Annotated in this window: 13 protein-coding genes and 2 pseudogenes; 7 read left to right on the top strand and 8 right to left on the bottom strand. The window is 67.1% G+C overall.

Features of this window, described 5'->3' with window-relative positions; all coding sequences use genetic code 11:
- Positions 1 to 30: 30 nt before the first annotated feature.
- From BMZ43_RS21685 to BMZ43_RS27510, 4 genes and pseudogenes are all read right to left on the bottom strand, one after another.
- On the bottom strand, positions 31 to 1,347 hold the full coding sequence (locus tag BMZ43_RS21685; protein ID WP_093256437.1) for an MFS transporter: 1,317 nt from the start codon (positions 1,345 to 1,347) through the stop codon (positions 31 to 33).
- A gap of 253 nt (positions 1,348 to 1,600) precedes the next feature.
- Positions 1,601 to 2,554, bottom strand: a complete 954-nt coding sequence (locus tag BMZ43_RS21680; protein WP_017642677.1) for a bestrophin family protein — start codon at positions 2,552 to 2,554, stop codon at positions 1,601 to 1,603.
- Positions 2,555 to 2,806: 252 nt separating this feature from the next.
- Positions 2,807 to 3,520: a methyl-accepting chemotaxis protein gene (locus tag BMZ43_RS27515; RefSeq protein WP_371913901.1), complete on the bottom strand. Its 714-nt coding sequence runs from the start codon at positions 3,518 to 3,520 to the stop codon at positions 2,807 to 2,809.
- Between the two features lie 156 nt (positions 3,521 to 3,676).
- Positions 3,677 to 3,850: pseudogene (locus BMZ43_RS27510) on the bottom strand (HAMP domain-containing protein); the annotation flags it as partial.
- A gap of 799 nt (positions 3,851 to 4,649) precedes the next feature.
- Between BMZ43_RS27510 and BMZ43_RS21670 the strand changes: the two are divergent.
- From BMZ43_RS21670 to BMZ43_RS21655, 4 genes are all read left to right on the top strand, one after another.
- Positions 4,650 to 7,502, top strand: coding sequence for a DUF748 domain-containing protein (locus BMZ43_RS21670; protein ID WP_256563098.1), 2,853 nt, complete (start codon positions 4,650 to 4,652; stop codon positions 7,500 to 7,502).
- A 17-nt stretch (positions 7,503 to 7,519) separates the two neighbouring features.
- Positions 7,520 to 7,804 (top strand): DUF2845 domain-containing protein, encoded by a 285-nt coding sequence (locus tag BMZ43_RS21665; RefSeq protein ID WP_017642680.1) that lies wholly within the window; start codon positions 7,520 to 7,522, stop codon positions 7,802 to 7,804.
- On the top strand, positions 7,801 to 8,100 hold the full coding sequence (locus BMZ43_RS21660; protein ID WP_093256433.1) for a DUF2845 domain-containing protein: 300 nt from the start codon (positions 7,801 to 7,803) through the stop codon (positions 8,098 to 8,100). Before BMZ43_RS21665 ends, BMZ43_RS21660 begins: the two co-directional genes overlap by 4 nt.
- 429 nt (positions 8,101 to 8,529) lie before the next feature.
- Positions 8,530 to 9,231 carry a glutathione S-transferase family protein gene (locus tag BMZ43_RS21655; RefSeq protein WP_093256431.1) on the top strand — a complete coding sequence of 234 codons (702 nt, stop codon included), beginning with the start codon at positions 8,530 to 8,532 and terminating at the stop codon, positions 9,229 to 9,231.
- A gap of 67 nt (positions 9,232 to 9,298) precedes the next feature.
- Here the strand turns inward: BMZ43_RS21655 and BMZ43_RS21650 are convergent, their stop codons facing one another.
- On the bottom strand, positions 9,299 to 9,808 hold the full coding sequence (locus BMZ43_RS21650; protein ID WP_093256429.1) for a nucleoside 2-deoxyribosyltransferase: 510 nt from the start codon (positions 9,806 to 9,808) through the stop codon (positions 9,299 to 9,301).
- A gap of 88 nt (positions 9,809 to 9,896) precedes the next feature.
- Entirely contained in the window at positions 9,897 to 11,342 is a 1,446-nt protein-coding gene (locus BMZ43_RS21645) for an aminotransferase-like domain-containing protein (RefSeq protein WP_177344845.1), read from the bottom strand.
- 168 nt (positions 11,343 to 11,510) lie between these two features.
- On the opposite strand from BMZ43_RS21645, the pseudogene BMZ43_RS26220 reads away from it, so the two are divergent.
- Positions 11,511 to 11,618: pseudogene (locus BMZ43_RS26220) on the top strand (hypothetical protein); the annotation flags it as partial.
- Between the two features lie 86 nt (positions 11,619 to 11,704).
- Here the strand turns inward: BMZ43_RS26220 and BMZ43_RS21635 are convergent.
- Entirely contained in the window at positions 11,705 to 12,751 is a 1,047-nt protein-coding gene (locus tag BMZ43_RS21635) for a metal-dependent hydrolase (RefSeq protein WP_093256423.1), read from the bottom strand.
- Positions 12,752 to 12,754: 3 nt separating this feature from the next.
- Positions 12,755 to 13,504: an alpha/beta fold hydrolase gene (locus tag BMZ43_RS21630; RefSeq protein ID WP_093256421.1), complete on the bottom strand. Its 750-nt coding sequence runs from the start codon at positions 13,502 to 13,504 to the stop codon at positions 12,755 to 12,757.
- Between the two features lie 147 nt (positions 13,505 to 13,651).
- On the opposite strand from BMZ43_RS21630, the gene BMZ43_RS21625 reads away from it, so the two are divergent.
- Both BMZ43_RS21625 and BMZ43_RS21620 read left to right on the top strand, forming a co-directional pair.
- Positions 13,652 to 14,356 (top strand): glutathione S-transferase N-terminal domain-containing protein, encoded by a 705-nt coding sequence (locus tag BMZ43_RS21625; protein WP_093256419.1) that lies wholly within the window; start codon positions 13,652 to 13,654, stop codon positions 14,354 to 14,356.
- A gap of 211 nt (positions 14,357 to 14,567) precedes the next feature.
- A complete protein-coding gene (locus tag BMZ43_RS21620; RefSeq protein WP_068384301.1) occupies positions 14,568 to 15,266 on the top strand; it encodes a helix-turn-helix transcriptional regulator in 699 nt (232 codons plus the stop codon).
- The last annotated feature ends 36 nt before the right edge of the window (positions 15,267 to 15,302 follow it).

The raw sequence follows: 15,302 nt of genomic DNA, 5'->3' as shown, positions 1-15,302 counted from the left end.
GCCTTCTATCGAGCGGGAAAGCGGCAGACATTAGCCTAATCCGGTCGATTGCGGAGGCTCCATGGCGCCTGATCGAGCATCGGCAACCACCTGGCGGTCGCGGGTCTCCGGCATCAGCAGCAGATAGAGCACGAAGCCCACCGCGGCAATGGCGGCCAGGGTGGTGAAGGCCGCCGCGTAGCCGAAGCGGACGATGATGATCCCGGCGATGGTGGCGCTGATCGCCGCGCCCAGGCCCTGGGCGGTGGCGATGGCGCCCTGGCTGACGTTGAAGCGCCCGCTGCCGCGGGTGAGGTCGGCGACGATCACCGGCACCAGGGCACCGTAGATCCCGGCACCGATGCCGTCGAGCAGCTGCACCGCCACCAGGTAGTAGGGGCTGTCGGAAAAGGTGTAGAGCACCCCACGGACGGCCAGCACGGCAAAGGCGAAGAGAAAGATCGGCTTGCGCCCGAAGACGTCGGCCTTGCGCCCCACCAGGATGGCCACCGGCACCATCACGCACTGGGCGGCGACGATGCAAACGGCCACCAGCGAGGTGGCGCTGTCCTTGCCGACGATATGGGTCAGCTGCTGGCCGACCGAGGTCAGCATGGCGGCATTGGCCAGGTGGAAGATGGCCGCCAGCAACGCCAGCAGTTGCAGCTTGCGATTGGCCAGCAGCGCCTGCCAGGCCGACACCGGCTTGCTGTCGCGAGCGCCGTTTTCCTCGCCCAGCCCTTGGGCCAGGTCATCGTCGATCTCGTCCTGGGGGACACGGACGATGGCGACGATGGAGGCCGCCGCCAGCAGCGCCATCAGCCAGAACACCACGGTGGGGCCGAAGAAATAGGCCAGCCCACCTGCCAGAGCCGCCGAGACGGCATTGCCAGCGTGGTTGAAACCCTCGTTGCGACCGATGTGCCGGGTGAAGGCCTTGGGTCCGACGATCCCCAGGGTGATGGCCGCCAGCGCCGGGGCGAAGAGGGCCGCGGCGGCATGGGCCAAGGACTGGGTGGCCGCCACCACATAGAAGTTGGAAACGAAGGGCAGCATCACGCTGCAGACGGTCACCACCAGAGCGGCGACGCCGACCATGAGGCGCTTGTGGCGGGTCCGGTCGATCAGGGCGCCGGCCGGGGTCTGGGCGATCAGCCCGGCGATGCCGGCCAGGGTCATGATGAAACCGGCGGTGGCCTCGTTCCAGCCCTCCCCCGGGCCGCGCACGGCGATCAGATAGATGGCGAGATAGGGGCCCAGGCCGTCGCGGACGTCAGCCAGGGTGAAGTTCAGGGCATCCAGGGCATGGCGCGCGCGGCGCGAGGGTTCGGCGCTGGCGGCGGTGGCCGGGGCACGGGTTTCGGACATGAGCGGGCATCCGTAGCGAGATGAAGAGTCGCAGGACAAAACGCCCCACGGCACCTCTCGCCCTAGCCCGCCAGAGGCCGTCGGTATGACTCGACGGATCCCAGCCAACCACCGCTGCCAGGGGAGATTGCAAAATGTGACCGGAGCGAAGCGGCGCTAGTGCCGTACCGATAGCAAAGAAATCCCTCTGGCCCGCCACTTTCCGTACGTCTTCACACTTCGCAGAGGGTCGCCATCTCAGGATGCCGGCGTATCAGGCCACCTGCCGGGTCAGAGCGGCGTCGGTCTCGGGTTGGGCCAGGAGCACCGCACTGCCCTCTTCGCTGCGCGGCCGCAGCATCGACAGCAGGTTGGCCTCGATGGTGGCGCACAGCTTGTCCATGGTGATCTGGTGCTGGCTGTCGGCGAAGGGGGCCTGCAGATCGCTGCCGATGCGCTCCAGCGCCAGCAGCATGAAGCCGACCACGGTGGACACCAGCGGGGTGAACCAGCCCAGGGTCGAGACCAGGCCCAGCGGCATGGCGATGCAGAACAGAAAGCTGAACAGCTGCGGAAAGCAGACGTAGGGATAGGGCAAGGGGGTATTGGCGATGCGCTCCATGCCGCCCTGCCAGTTGGACATGTCCACCAGGGTTTCTTCCAGCCGCGCCAGGCGGATGCTGTCCAGGCGGCCCTGGCGGTATTCGCTGGCGATCAGCTCGGCGGTGCCGGCGAGGATGTCGTTGGCGAAGTTGAGGCTGCCTTCGGCCAGTGCCAGTTCATGACGGGCGAGATAAGGCGCGGCGGCCTGGGCCGGGTCCTGGCGCTTGAGCTGGGCGCGCAGGGCGTGCAGATAGCCCATGTGCCGACGCAGCAGCACCGCCTTGACCCGGTTCTGCGCCTTGCCGTTATCGTCGATCAGGGTCAGCACCTGGCGGCCGAAGCTACGCGAGCTGTTGACCATGGCGCCCCACAGGGTACGGGCCTCCCACCAGCGGGCGTAGGCGCTGCTGTTGCGAAAGCTGATCAGCACCACCAGCGCCGAGCACAGCAGGGTCAGGGGCGTGAGCGGCAGGTCGAAGCGGTCGTCGACGAACAGCATGGCGTCCACCGTGACCGCCACGTCCCACAGCAGCAGACCGAACAGCGACCAGCCGACATAGCTGAAGGTGGTACGCAGGAACTGGATCTTCTTCTGGATGGAACGGAGTTGGATCGGACTGGACATCTGGCACTCCCGGCGGCGGCGCGGTTTCTCGATTCGCGGTTGCCCATGCCTTCCTGTCGTCTCGCCACGAGCCGCTCGACCCGTCGCCGCGCCTCCTCCTGAGAATGCAACCTGTTCGCGAGACTAGTCGGCGGTGCTTAAGTCAAACTTAATCCGGAGCGACGGACGGATCATGGCAAAGTGCCTTGCCAGAGCACTCCGTTGCCTTCTGAACACCTCTAGCCAGCGTCTCGACGGCGGCGTGACCGTCGATCAGTCCCGCAGCCGACCGGCCAGCTGGGACAGATCCTGGGAAACGCCCTGCAGACGTTCGCTGGCGCTCTGGGTACGCCCCAGGTCATCTTCATTGTGGCGAGCCACGGTGACGATCTCCGCCAGGTTGCGGGCGATGTCCTCGGCCACCGAGGTCTGCTCCTCGGCCGCCGTGGCGATCTGCCGGTTCATGTCGCGGATGGCCTCCACCGCCAGGGTGATGCTGCGCAGCCGCTCGCCCGAAGCGACCACCTGATCGCGTCCGGTACTGCTTTCGGCGGCGCCCGCACGCACCGCTTCGGCGGCTTCGTGGGCCGCGCCCTGCAGCGTCGCGATCAACTGATGGATCTCGCTGATGGAACTGGCCGTGCGCACCGCCAGGCTGCGCACCTCATCGGCTACCACGGCGAAGCCGCGTCCGGCGTCCCCTGCCCTAGCGGCTTCGATGGCGGCATTGAGCGCCAGCAGATTGGTCTGGTCGGCGATGCCGCGGATCACTTCCAGCACACTCCCGATACGCTCGCTGTCGTGCTCCAGGCGGGCGATGACGGCGGCGGTGCGGGTGATTTCAGCGTGCATCCGTTCGATGGTGGCGATGGTCTGGGTCATGCTCGTCTCGCCTTCCCGAGCCGCGCGATCCGCGTCGTTGGCCGCCGTGGCGGCACTGCCGGAATGGCGGGCCACCTCCTCCGCGGTGGCGCTCATCTCGTGCATGGCGGTGGCCACCTGATCGGTACGCGAGAACTGATCGCGGATGCCCTCGCCGCTGCGCTGGGCGATGGCGCCCAGTTCCTGGGTGGTGGCATCGAGCGCCCCGGTACCCTGGCGCAACTGGCCGGCTAGATCGACGAAAAAGTCGCGCAGACGATTGGCGGCGCGTGCCAGCCGACCCACCTCGTCGCGCCGCGACTCGGCCAGGGGCTGCCCCAGGCGCCCCTCGCTGAGCTGGACCAGCTGCTCGGTGACCCGCGCCAGCGGTCCGACGATGCGGCGGTTGACCAGCCAGGCACTGAGCAGGGCGATCAGGGCGGCGAAGGCGAGCATGGCGCCCACTGCCAGCAGCACGGTGCGCCGTGCCTCGGCGCTCAGGGCCCCGGCTTGGTCGTTGGCCCGCTTATGTAGGTCGGTGACCAGACTGGACAGCTGCTCGCTGGTCGCCCGGTCGATGCCCTTGACCGCGACATCGCCTTGGGCGGCGACATAGTCCGCCGCTACATAGGCCGCCAGCCCGTGGCGATAGGCTTCGCCCATATCTCTGTGACTCCGGGCCAGTTGCTGCAGGCGCTGACGCAGCTCGGGTTCGTCGGCCCGGCGTTGCAACTGTTCCAGCGCCGCCTGGACCCGAGCTTCTTCTTCCTGGAACTGCTTCCAGTAGCGCTCACGCTGGTCGGCAGCACCGCCGCGCAGCAATACGTTCTTCCACTCCTGCACCTGCGACTTGAACGCCAGATTGGTGGCGTCCACCAGGCGCGCCTCCTCCAGCGGACCCGTGAGGAGGCGTTGATAGCCATCCAATTGCCGGGACAGCAAGCCGAAACCGGCCAGGGCCAGCCCCAGCAACAGGACGAGACCACCGCCAATGAGCAGCAGCAATTGAGCACGCAGAGAACGAGAGGGATTCATGGAAAGGGACCGAGAGGATGGCGCGGGCGGTCACTTCACTACAGATTTATTGCAATAACGTTTCAAACACTTTAAAGGATGACTATTTTTACCAAGGCCCGCCGTACGGTCGCCAGGCGGCTACAGAAGGTCAGACCCATAGCTTTTGGGACAGCCACCGCCCTTGTCGCCGGAAGCGCCGTGCCATAATCCGGCCACCTTCGCCGTCCTAGATGCCTGCATGTCCAGAATTGTGAAAGCGAGCCTCGTGCTGCTCGCGCTCTTGGCCCTCTACAGTCTGCTCGGTTTCCTGGTCGGGCCGCGCCTCGCCCTGCACTACCTCAACCAGACGCTGGCCGAGCGCCTCACCCAGCCGGCCAGCCTGCAGGCCTTGAGCTTCAACCCCTTCACCCTGGAGTTGCACGCCGACAAGCTGCTAATCGGCTCGGCGGAGCATCCCGTGATTGCCGCCGATGGCTTCTCGGCCGATCTGCAATGGGACAGCCTCTGGCGCCGCACCCTGCACCTGACCGAGGTACGCCTCGACCAGCCCCAGGTCGACCTGCGCATCGCCAAGGGCGGCCAGGTCAATCTGGCCCAGCTCTGGCGCAGCGAACCCGCCACTCCCGCCACGCCGCCGCCAGCGGATGCGGAGCCAGGCCAGCCCTTCCCGGTGCATATCGAGCGCATCGCCCTGGTCGGCGGCCGCCTGCACTTCCTCGACGCCCAGGGCGCCCAGCCGGTGGAGGCCACCTTCACCCCCCTGGATGCCACCCTGCAGGATTTCCGCACCCGTAGCGGCGACACCCCGGGCCAACTGGCACTGACCGCCACCACTGCCCAGGGCGGCCAGCTCACCTGGAAGGGCAGCCTGGATCTCCTGCCGCTACGCAGCGAGGGCGACCTGACCCTCAAGGGCGTCAGCCTGGCGCCCTGGTGGCCCTATGTGCGCAACCAGTTGCCCCTGGCGCTGGGCAAGGGGCGCCTGGAAGCCAGCACCCACTACCGCCTGGACCTGAGCAAGAGCCTGCAACTGCAACTTAGCCAGGGCCGCCTGGCGCTGGACGACGTCGCCGTGCAGGCGGTCGGTGCCGAACCCAAGGCCAGCTTCAAGCGCCTGGCCGTCGAAGGCATCGGTCTGGACCTGCAGAAGCGCGAAGTCAGCATCGCCCGCCTGCGCGGCAACGGCCTGGATGCCTGGGGCAATCGCGAGCAGGACGGCACGTTCGACTGGCAGAAACTCTTCCCCACCAGCGATGCCCCCAGCAGTGGCCCGGCCTGGCGCGTGCGGCTCGACGACGCCGAGCTCAGCGACAACCAGCTGCACTTGGTGGACCGCGTGCCACAGGACCCGGCCAGTCTCTACTTCAGCGGCCTGGATCTGGCCGTGAAAGGCTTCGATACCGCCGGCGACAAACCCTTTGGCCTGGCGCTCAAGACCACCCTGGGCGATCGCGGCCGCATCACCGCCAGCGGCCAGCTGGCGCTCAGTCCCCTGCAGGGCAGCTTCGACGTCGGCATCGACGAACTCAACCTGCGCCAGGCTCAGCCCTATCTCAGCCCCTATGTGCGCCTGGAGATCCGCAGCGGCCAGCTGGCCAGTCGGCTCAAGGTGGCCCTGAAACCCGGCGAGCCGCTGGGGCTCACCGTCAGCGGCGCGGCCCAGGTCACCCAGGTGCATGTGCTCGACACCCTGCACCAGCAGGACTTCATGCGCTGGCAGCGGCTGGACGTGCAAGGCATCGCCTTCGAACTGGGCAAGCGGCTGGTCATCGACAAGATCGACCTGGAACAGCCCTATGGCACCCTGGTGATCAACGAAGACCTGAGCAACAACTTCAGCGCCCTGCTGGTGCCCCAGCCGAAAACCGCGTCGAAGGACAGCTCGCCACCGCTGCAGATCCGCATTGGCGGGGTGACCATCAAGGACGGCAGCGCCGATTTCGCCGACAACAGCTTGAAGCCCGGTTTCGCCACCAATATCCAGTCGCTGGAAGGCGGCATCGGCACCCTCGATACCGCCGCCTCGAAACCGGCCGACATCCACCTCGCCGGCAAGGTCGACCGCTTCGCCCCGGTGGAGATCAAGGGCCGTCTCGATCCCCTCGACCCCCTGCAGCAACTGGACGTGACCGCCTATTTTCGCCAGGTCGAACTCACCACCCTGTCGCCCTATACCGGCAAGTTCGCCGGCTATGCGGTGCGCAAGGGGCGCCTCGACCTGGATCTGCAGTACCGCATCGACGACGGCCGGCTGCAAGCGCAGAACCATGTGGTGCTCGACCAGCTGGAACTGGGCGAGCGGGTGGACAGCAAGGACGCCGTGGACCTGCCGGTGCGCCTGGCCGTGGCCCTGCTCAAGGACAGCCACGGTCGCATCGACCTGCGCCTGCCGGTGGCGGGCAATCTCGCCGACCCCAACTTCAGCGTCATGCCGGTGGTCTGGCAGACCCTGCGCAACGTGCTCAGCCGCGCCGTCCAGGCGCCCTTCCGCATGCTGGCGGGACTGGTCGGCGGGCATGAAGCGGATCTCAGCGCCATCGACTTCGCCGCCGGCAGCACCACCATCTCGGCCCAGGCCCGCGGCGAGCTGGACAAACTGGCCGCGGCCCTGCGCCAGCGCCCGCAGCTGACGGTGGAGGTCAAGGGCCATGCCGGCGCCGCCAGCGATGGCCGCGCTCTGGCCGCCAGCCAGCTGGAAAAGGATTTCCAGACCCAGTACTTCAACCTGCTGCAACGTCGCGGCGACAAGGTGCCGGCCGATCCCAGCCAGCTGCAGGTGCCCGCCGACATGCGCGCGCCCCTGCTGGAAGGCCTGTATCGGCTGCGACTGCAGGCGCAACCGCCGCAGGAATGGGATAGTCTTGACGATGCCACCCGCACGGCGCGCCTGCGCCAGGCGGTGCTCGAAGCCTGGAGCGGCAACGACGGCCTCCTGCGCAGCCTGGCCCAGCAACGCGCGGGGGCCATCAAGACCTATCTGGTGGACACGGCGAAACTGGATGCCCAGCGGGTCTATCTGCTGGATGTCAGTACTCAAGCCCAATCCGGCGAATCGCCCACGGCCGCGCAATTGCAGCTCGGGGTGCTCTGACCGGTCAGGAGACTCCCATGCGTTGCCTGCTCGCCGCCCTCACCCTGCTGGTCGCCACCGGCGCCGCCGCCGATTCCATGAGGTGCGGCAACGCCCTGGTCAGCCGGGGCGACCGCGCCTTCGAAGTGCTGCAAAAATGCGGCGAACCCGCCCATCGCGACCTGGTGGGCTACGAACTGGGTCGCAACGAACGCCGTGAGGCGGTGATCGAAGAGTGGGTGTACGGCCCGAAGAACGGCGCCAACTACATCCTCACCTTCGAAGCCAACCGCCTCAGTCGCATCGAGTTCCAGCGCCAATGACCCCTCGCGCCCTGCTGTTGCTGCTCCTGCTCGCCACGGGTACCAGCCAGGCCGCGTCGCTGCGGTGCGGCAGCGCCCTGGTCTCCACCGGCTCCACCACCCACGAGGTTCGCAGCAAGTGCGGCGACCCCCTGAGCGTCACGCCCCTGGGCGAGCGCCAGGTCACCGACGGCTACGGCTATCGCCAGGTCGAATTCGTCGAGGAATGGGCCTACGGTCCCTGGAACGGCATGCTGTATTTCCTCACCTTCCGCGGCGGCCGCCTGGACCAGGTGGACAGCAAGAGAGCCAACTAAGGCACTCACAGATTGGCACTGCACCCGCAGGTTGGGTTGAGCGCCAGCGAAGCCCAACATCACCCAAGACCCAGCCACGCTGTTGGCACGGTTCCCGTAGGTTGGGTTGAGCGTAGCGAAGCCCAACATCACCCAAGGCCCAGCCACGCTGTTGGCACGGTTCCTGTAGGTTGGGTTGAGCGCCAGCGAAGCCCAACATCACCCAAGGCCCAGCCACGCTGTTGGGCTTCGCGACGCTCAGCGCCAACCTACGGCGCTTGGCCTCGTGAGCTAAACGCCGACCTGACCAATCGACTCTGTGCATGGACGGCATACAGAGGTTTGGTTATTCATCTCCTGCCCTGGCCCAGCATCCTTGGTCGCCCTTTACGAACGCTGCAGGACTGCCCGCAGTCGCATGCTTCGTCTGTTCCCTTTCCGGAGTCCGCCATGGCCAAGCTACGCCTCTTCACCTCGCCGTCCGCCTTTCCCAATCCCCAGCGCCTACGGCTGTTCATCCATGAAAAGGACATCGCCGACCAGTTCGAGGAGGTCATCCTCAAGATGGCGCCCGAGGGCGAGCAGCGCCAGTGGCAGCACCTCAAGCGCAATCCCTGGGGCGAGACGCCTACCCTGGAGCTCGCCGAGGGCGGCTACCTGGCCGAAAGCGCGGCCATCGCCCGCTATCTGGATAACAGCTATCCCGGCCGCAAGGTAATGGGCGAAACGCCGCTGGAGCAGGGCCAGGACGCCATGTGGAACGACCGCATCTTCGTGCACGTGCTCTATCGCATCGTGACCATGTTCCATGTGCAGCACGAAGGCCTCGGCCACAAGCTGGAGCTGACCCACAATCCGCAGTGGGGCGAGCATTGCCGCAAGGAGGCCCTGATGCACGCGGCCCTAGTGGATCGGCACCTGGCCGATGGTCGCGAGTGGCTGCTGGGCGGCGCGGCGCCGACCTTTGCCGACATCACCCTGTGCACCGCCATCGCCTTCTCCAAGTTCCCCACCAACCAGACGCCGCTGGACGAGCGCTTCGAGCACCTGGCGGCCTTCTGGGCGCGCTGGCAGCAGCGCGACAGCTTCCGCGCGGCCTATGCCGACGGCCACAGCGGCCTGGACGAACTGGCACCCCTGGCGCGCGGCTAACCGCGCTTCACCCGCCCCCTCTCCCCACGGGAGAGGGGCGGGGTGAGGGTCCTACCCACCTGCCCCGCTAGCCCAACCGCTCGCGCAACACCGCCAGGGCAACCTCAGGTCCGCCGACGACGAGCGTAGCGGGCACCGCCAACATCAGGTTGAGCGGCAAGCCGAATTCCTCCAGCGTCCAACCCTCTTTATCCAGCAGCCCGGTCCCCACCCACTCGGGATGCCGCGCGCGAATCCGCTCGGCCAGGCTACCCGTCTCTGGCACATAACCCACAACCGGCTTGCCCAGCGCCACCGCATAGCCCACCTCGAAGCAGGTACCGCTGTCGGGCTCGGCGCCGCGAAAGAAATCCAGGCTGGCCAGGACGCCATCGGCCTGCTCAATCAGCGCCAGATTCGTCCGATAGATCCAGGCTGCCTGCTCGCGCGGTTCGCTCAGCTCCGGGGGAATGGCGTTGTCCAGCGGAAACAGGCCCGTGCAGCCCTGGCTGGCGCAGAGCGCCTTGAGCGCTTCGCCATGGGCGACGGCGTCGGGGCGAAAGACCTCGGGACCGGCCAGATAGAGACGGGGTGGCATAGGGAGTCCTCGCTCAAAACTGCCAGTGTAGAGGGCGGGCGAAACCTCGTCTCGGTGGCGAAGACTTCGCGCTGTACGCCAGGGTCGGCTAGACCGGCACCGCCGCCGACCGCGCCAGCGCCTCGTCGAGTAGCCGACAAGCCGCTTCACCGACGCGCCGTACCCCCTCCTCGATCCCCGGGCGCTGGGCCTGGGCATAGTTCAGCCGCACGCAGTTGCGGTACTTGCCCGAGGCGGAAAAGATGCTGCCACAGGCGATCTGGACGCTCTGGGCGAGCAATTCGCGATTGAGTCTGTGGCTGTCGCAGGCTTCAGGCAGCTCCACCCAGAGCAGGAAGCTGCCCTGGGGCTGACTGACCCGGGTGCCGGCCGGAAAGTAGCGCTGCACCCAGGCGCTCATCAGGTCGCGATTGCGCTGGTACTGGGCGCGCATCCGCCGGACATGGGCCGTGTAGTGGCCAGCGGCGATGAATTCGACGATGGCCAGCTGCGGCTGGGGCGCGGTGCAGCCGGTGCCGATGTACTTGAGGTGCAGGATGCGCTCGGCATAGCGCCCAGGCGCCACCCAGCCGACCCTGAGCCCAGGCGCCAGAGTCTTGGAGAAGGAACTGCAGAGCACCACCCGGTCGTCCTCGTCGAAGGCCTTGAGCGCCCGCGCCCGCGGATAGCCATAGAGCAGGTCGCCATAGACGTCGTCTTCGATCACCGCCAGGTCGTGCTTGCGCGCCAGGGCCACCAGCTGACGCTTGTTGGCCTCGGGCATGCAGTAGCCCAGGGGGTTGTTGCAGCTGGGGGTGAGTTGGATGGCCCGTACCGGCCATTGCTCCAGGGCCAGTTCCAGCGCCGGCAGGCTGATGCCGGTGCGCGGATCGGTGGGGATCTCCAGTGCCTTGAGGCCCTGGCCCTTGAGGGTCTGCATCACCCCGTGAAAGGTCGGCGAATCCACCGCGACGATGTCACCCTCCTGGCAGGTGGCGCGCAAGGCCGTAGCCAGGGCTTCGTGGGCACCGCTGGTGATGACGATGTCATCGGCGGTGAGCACGCAGCCGGCATCCAGTTGCAGGCGTGCGACCTGCTCGCGCAAGGCCGCCACGCCCTGGATGCTGTCGTAGGATAGCCCGGCGTTGCCCGGTCGCCGGGCCAGCCGCGCCATGCCGGCGAGCAAGGGCGCCAGGGTCGGCGCCTCGGTATCCGGCAGGCCGCGACCGAGTTGCACCCGCACCGAGTCGGGGGTGGAGGTCATCAGTTCGCGCACCGGTTCCCAGCCGGAGACCTCTACTGGCCAACGCGCCGGTCGGGTCACCCGCGGCAACTCGATGACGCGTCTTTCCAGGCGGACGAAATAGCCGGACTTGGGCCGGGGCTCCACCAGGCCACGGTCCTCCAGCAGCCGATAGGCCTGCTGCACCGTGGCCAGGCTCACCCCGTGCTCCTGGGCCAGGGCCCGTACCGACGGCAGGCGTTCGCCCGGTCGATAGAGGCCCTGTTCGATACGGCGGCCGAGGGCATCGGCCAGCAGCTGATAGCGATTCATGCCCGGACTATAGCGGCGCGGACAGGCATCGCGCGCCATACAGATGGCCATGCCAATCACCATACAGCTGCCCGCTGTAAGGCGGCTGTATGGCGGACAACCGACCGCCCTGGATCTGCCCCTGAAGCGGCTGGCGGCGGAGCATGGAGACAGCCCAGGAGAGACGCCATGCCCAGAGACCCCAGCCTTCACGACCAGACGCGCGCTAGCGGTTGCTGGCTGCTGTTCCAGCGCCAGCTGACCACCCGCCGGATGCTGCCGGAGCTTACCGATCGGGAACTGGCCGATATCGGCCTGGATCGGCAGACGGCATTGTACGAAGCCCATCGCCCCTGGTGGCGGGTGCTGCTGGACGCCTGGCGTCAATCCGGCAGGCGCGACAGTCGCGCCGCCCAGTCCGCCACCGGTGCCGGCAGCTCCGGATGCCAGAGTCTGCGCCAGACCACCGCCAGCTGTTCGCGACCGCCTCGCTCCCGCGGCCACAACGAAGGCTCGGACACCAGTCGCCAGCCACTCGCCTCGCGCTGAGCCAGCACGAAGCGAAAGCTGTGGTAGCCGGTGGCGCCCAGGCGCAGATCGGTCACCACCAGGTCATCGCCCAGGCGGTCGTACCTCAGCCAGTCGTCGGTGAACCACCGCAGCCGCTGCTCGGCCGGGGAATCGGCAAGGATAGGCGCCAGTTCGCCGCCCCGCGGCAGTGGCACCAGCTGCGGCGGATGATCGTCGAACAATCCGACCCAGGTTTCCCGGTAGCGCTCGGGGCCATCGTCCACCATGACCCGCCAGAGCAGACTGGTGAACGGCAGCGGCGCGCTGAACAGGCGGGCATCCGCCTGCCCCTGGGTCGCCAGCACCTGGCGCACCTGGCGCTCCGCGGAATACTTGGCCGCCAGGGTCCAGCCCAGGTAGGTCGTGGAGAGCAGCAAGGCCGCCACGGCCAGCCGTGGCGTGCTGTCCCGGGGGCCGAGCACCAGGCCAGCCAGCACTGCCAGCAACAATGGCAGGGTATAAAGCGGATCGATGATGAAGACGCTGGACCAGGCCACCGGGGTGCTCGGCAAAGGCCAGAACAACTGGGTACCGTAGGTGGTGAAGGCATCCAGCAGCGGATGGGTGATGAGCACCAGCCAAAGGGTCAGGAACAGCCGTCGCTGGCTGTAACCCGGATTGCGCCAGCGCCCGCACAGCCAGGTCAGCAACAGGGCCACCCCGGTCAGTACGAACAGCGAATGGCTGAAGCCGCGGTGGTAGGTCATCTCGTTGACGGCGTTGCCGTAGTCGATGACCACATCGAGATCCGGCAGGGTGCCCAGAGCAGCGCCATAGAGAAGGGCGCGGCGGCCCTGCCAGCGCCCCAACAGCGCGGTCTGGACGGTGGCGCCGAGTACGGCCTGAGTCAACGAATCCATGGATCAGAGCTTCCGGGCGAAATCGAGCATCAACCGCGCCAGGGCCTGGGGCGTTTGCAGCGGCATCAGGTGGCCGGCACCGGGAATCACCTCCAGTCGGCTGTTGGGAAAGGCCGCCAGGGTGGTCCGGCGCTGTTCGTCCGGACCGGGCACCTGCTGGTCATCGGCGCCGCAGACCAGCAGCACCGGATAATCCAGGGTCTCGATCCGATCGCTCCAGTCTTCACGACTGCCGTGATCGACCCAGGCACGCCAGGCCTCGAGATTCAGCCGCTGGGCGTCGGCGATCACCACCTCGCGAATGGGATCGGGCAGGCGATGGGCACTGGATTCGTCGACGAAGGCCTCGGCCTCCGCCCGGCTCTTGCCATAGGCGCGCTGGGCATCGCGGTCCGCCTCGCTCATGGGTTGCGGCCCGGGCGGCGAAGGCGCCACCAGGATCAGCCCGACCAGATACTCCGGCCGCCGCGCCGCCAGTACCACGGCAACCTTGCCGGTCATCGAATGGCCGACCAGGATGCAACGGTCCAGACCCAGGGCGTGGATGCTGGCATCCACCTGATCGGCCATCTCCGCCACGCTGTAGCCCTCGACCTCGGCAGCATCGCCAAAGCCTGGCGTATTGAGCGCCACGCAGCGATGTTCGCCATCCAGATAGGGAATGGTGGGAAACCAGGTGCGGTGGGAGCCGCCGAGAAAGTGCATGAGCACGAAGGTGGGCGAACCGCTGCCCTGCTGACTGTGGGGAAGCATCGGGAGTCCTCGGGTGCGGGGCTGAAGGCGGGCACTCCCCAGATGGAGAGGCGGGCAGCGCGCTAAGTTCCGCTTCGCTGAAGACCGGCAACCTGGGCCGCGCCGGCCGGTCTCACCCAAAACCGTCCTCTTTCCAAGGAGTCCACCATGGCCGATCTGTCCCGCTTTCCCATCACCCACCGCTGGCCCGCCCGGCATCCCGAGCGCCTGCAGCTCTACTCGCTGCCCACGCCCAACGGCGTCAAGGTCGCCATCCTGCTGGAGGAGCTCGGCCTGCCCTACGAGGTGCATCGCATCGACTTCGGCCAGGACGACCAGCACACCGCGGAATTTCTTTCGCTGAGCCCCAACAACAAGATCCCCGCCATCCTCGACCCCGAGGGTCCCGGTGGCGAACCCCTCGGACTGTTCGAATCCGGCGCCATCCTGCTCTATCTCGCGGAAAAGACCGGGCGCCTGCTGCCCGAGGATCCGGCCCGGCGCTACCAGGCCATCCAGTGGCTGATGTTCCAGATGGGGGGCATTGGTCCCATGTTCGGCCAGCTCGGCTTCTTCACCAAATTCGCTGGCAAGGCCATCGAAGACCCGCGGCCCCGCGAGCGTTATGTCGCCGAAGCGCGGCGCCTGCTCGGCGTACTGGATGGCCAGCTCAAGGGCCACACCTGGATCCTGGGCGAGGACTACAGCCTCGTCGACATCGCCACCTTCCCCTGGATCCGCGCCCTGCTGGAGGTCTACCAGGTGGCCGACCTGGTCGGGTTTCAGGATTTTCCCGACGTCCGTCGCGCCCTGGACGCCTTCCTCGCCCGTCCGGCGGTGCAACGCGGCCTGCGGATACCGGCCGCGCCCTGATGCTCGTCAACGACCGGCTGCGGCTACGCCTTGGTTATCGGCAGGATGCCTGATATCCCAGTTGCTTGATCCTGAATAGTCAAAGATGCGCTGGCGACCTTAACGAACTCGATGCAATTGGCCTGGCTGAACTGGGCCAGCACCTGAACGTCGCCGAGCGACGTCTACAGCCCTGCTAGAGCATCGCCATCCGCAGGATTAAACTGCGCGGGTGTCCCGCTCAGAACGCCTGTTCGATCTGCTCCAGGCCTTGCGCCGGCACCGCCGCGCCGTGAGTGGCCGCGCCTTGGCGGCGGAAACAGGGGTCAGTCTGCGCACCCTGTACCGCGATATCGCCAGCCTGCAGGCGCTGGGCGCGGCCATTGAGGGCGAACCGGGTGTCGGCTATATCCTCAAACCGGGTTTTCTGCTGCCACCGCTGATGTTCACGCCCGAAGAACTGGAGGCCCTGGTGCTCGGCTCGCGCTGGGTGGCCGAACGCACCGATGGCAGCCTGGCGGCGGCGGCCAGCAATGCCCTGGCCCGAATCTCCGCGGTCCTGCCGAGCGAGCTGCAAAACGAGCTGGCCATGACCACCCTGCTTATCGGGCCGAGTCGGGAAACACCCCGCAATCAGGTCGATCCGGCGATCTTGCGTCAAGCCATACGCCAGGAAACCAAGCTCACCTTGGTCTATCGCGATGCCACTGACAGCGAATCCCGGCGCACCATCTGGCCCTTCGCGCTGGCCTACTTCGACGCCGCCCGGGTGCTGCTGGGCTGGTGTGAGTTGCGTGAGGACTTCCGTAGCTTTCGTGCCGATCGCATCCTCGCGGTCGAGCCCAGTGAGCAACGCTATCCACAGCGTCGCCAAGCCCTGCTCAGGGACTGGCGCAAGCAGATGGAGCGCCAGCGCGACACGGCTGGCTGACTACTGACAGAAACTGGCAGTGGGGATCCCTAGACT

It is taken from the genome of Pseudomonas sp. Snoq117.2, assembly GCF_900110545.1.
GTDB lineage: Bacteria > Pseudomonadota > Gammaproteobacteria > Pseudomonadales > Pseudomonadaceae > Chryseomonas > Chryseomonas benzopyrenica.
The sequence above is the reverse complement of the archived record's forward strand: the minus strand, read 5'-3'. Positions and strand labels throughout refer to the sequence as shown.

What these genes read in the sequence shown, in the direction of transcription:
- BMZ43_RS21685 (WP_093256437.1), bottom strand. Translation starts at nt 1,347, where the DNA reads ATGTCCGAAACCCGTGCCCCGGCCACCGCCGCCAGCGCCGAACCCTCG.
- BMZ43_RS21680 (WP_017642677.1), bottom strand. Translation starts at nt 2,554, where the DNA reads ATGTCCAGTCCGATCCAACTCCGTTCCATCCAGAAGAAGATCCAGTTC.
- BMZ43_RS27515 (WP_371913901.1), bottom strand. Translation starts at nt 3,520, where the DNA reads ATGCACGAGATGAGCGCCACCGCGGAGGAGGTGGCCCGCCATTCCGGC.
- BMZ43_RS21670 (WP_256563098.1), top strand. Translation starts at nt 4,650, where the DNA reads ATGTCCAGAATTGTGAAAGCGAGCCTCGTGCTGCTCGCGCTCTTGGCC.
- BMZ43_RS21665 (WP_017642680.1), top strand. Translation starts at nt 7,520, where the DNA reads ATGCGTTGCCTGCTCGCCGCCCTCACCCTGCTGGTCGCCACCGGCGCC.
- BMZ43_RS21660 (WP_093256433.1), top strand. Translation starts at nt 7,801, where the DNA reads ATGACCCCTCGCGCCCTGCTGTTGCTGCTCCTGCTCGCCACGGGTACC.
- BMZ43_RS21655 (WP_093256431.1), top strand. Translation starts at nt 8,530, where the DNA reads ATGGCCAAGCTACGCCTCTTCACCTCGCCGTCCGCCTTTCCCAATCCC.
- BMZ43_RS21650 (WP_093256429.1), bottom strand. Translation starts at nt 9,808, where the DNA reads ATGCCACCCCGTCTCTATCTGGCCGGTCCCGAGGTCTTTCGCCCCGAC.
- BMZ43_RS21645 (WP_177344845.1), bottom strand. Translation starts at nt 11,342, where the DNA reads ATGAATCGCTATCAGCTGCTGGCCGATGCCCTCGGCCGCCGTATCGAA.
- BMZ43_RS21635 (WP_093256423.1), bottom strand. Translation starts at nt 12,751, where the DNA reads ATGGATTCGTTGACTCAGGCCGTACTCGGCGCCACCGTCCAGACCGCG.
- BMZ43_RS21630 (WP_093256421.1), bottom strand. Translation starts at nt 13,504, where the DNA reads ATGCTTCCCCACAGTCAGCAGGGCAGCGGTTCGCCCACCTTCGTGCTC.
- BMZ43_RS21625 (WP_093256419.1), top strand. Translation starts at nt 13,652, where the DNA reads ATGGCCGATCTGTCCCGCTTTCCCATCACCCACCGCTGGCCCGCCCGG.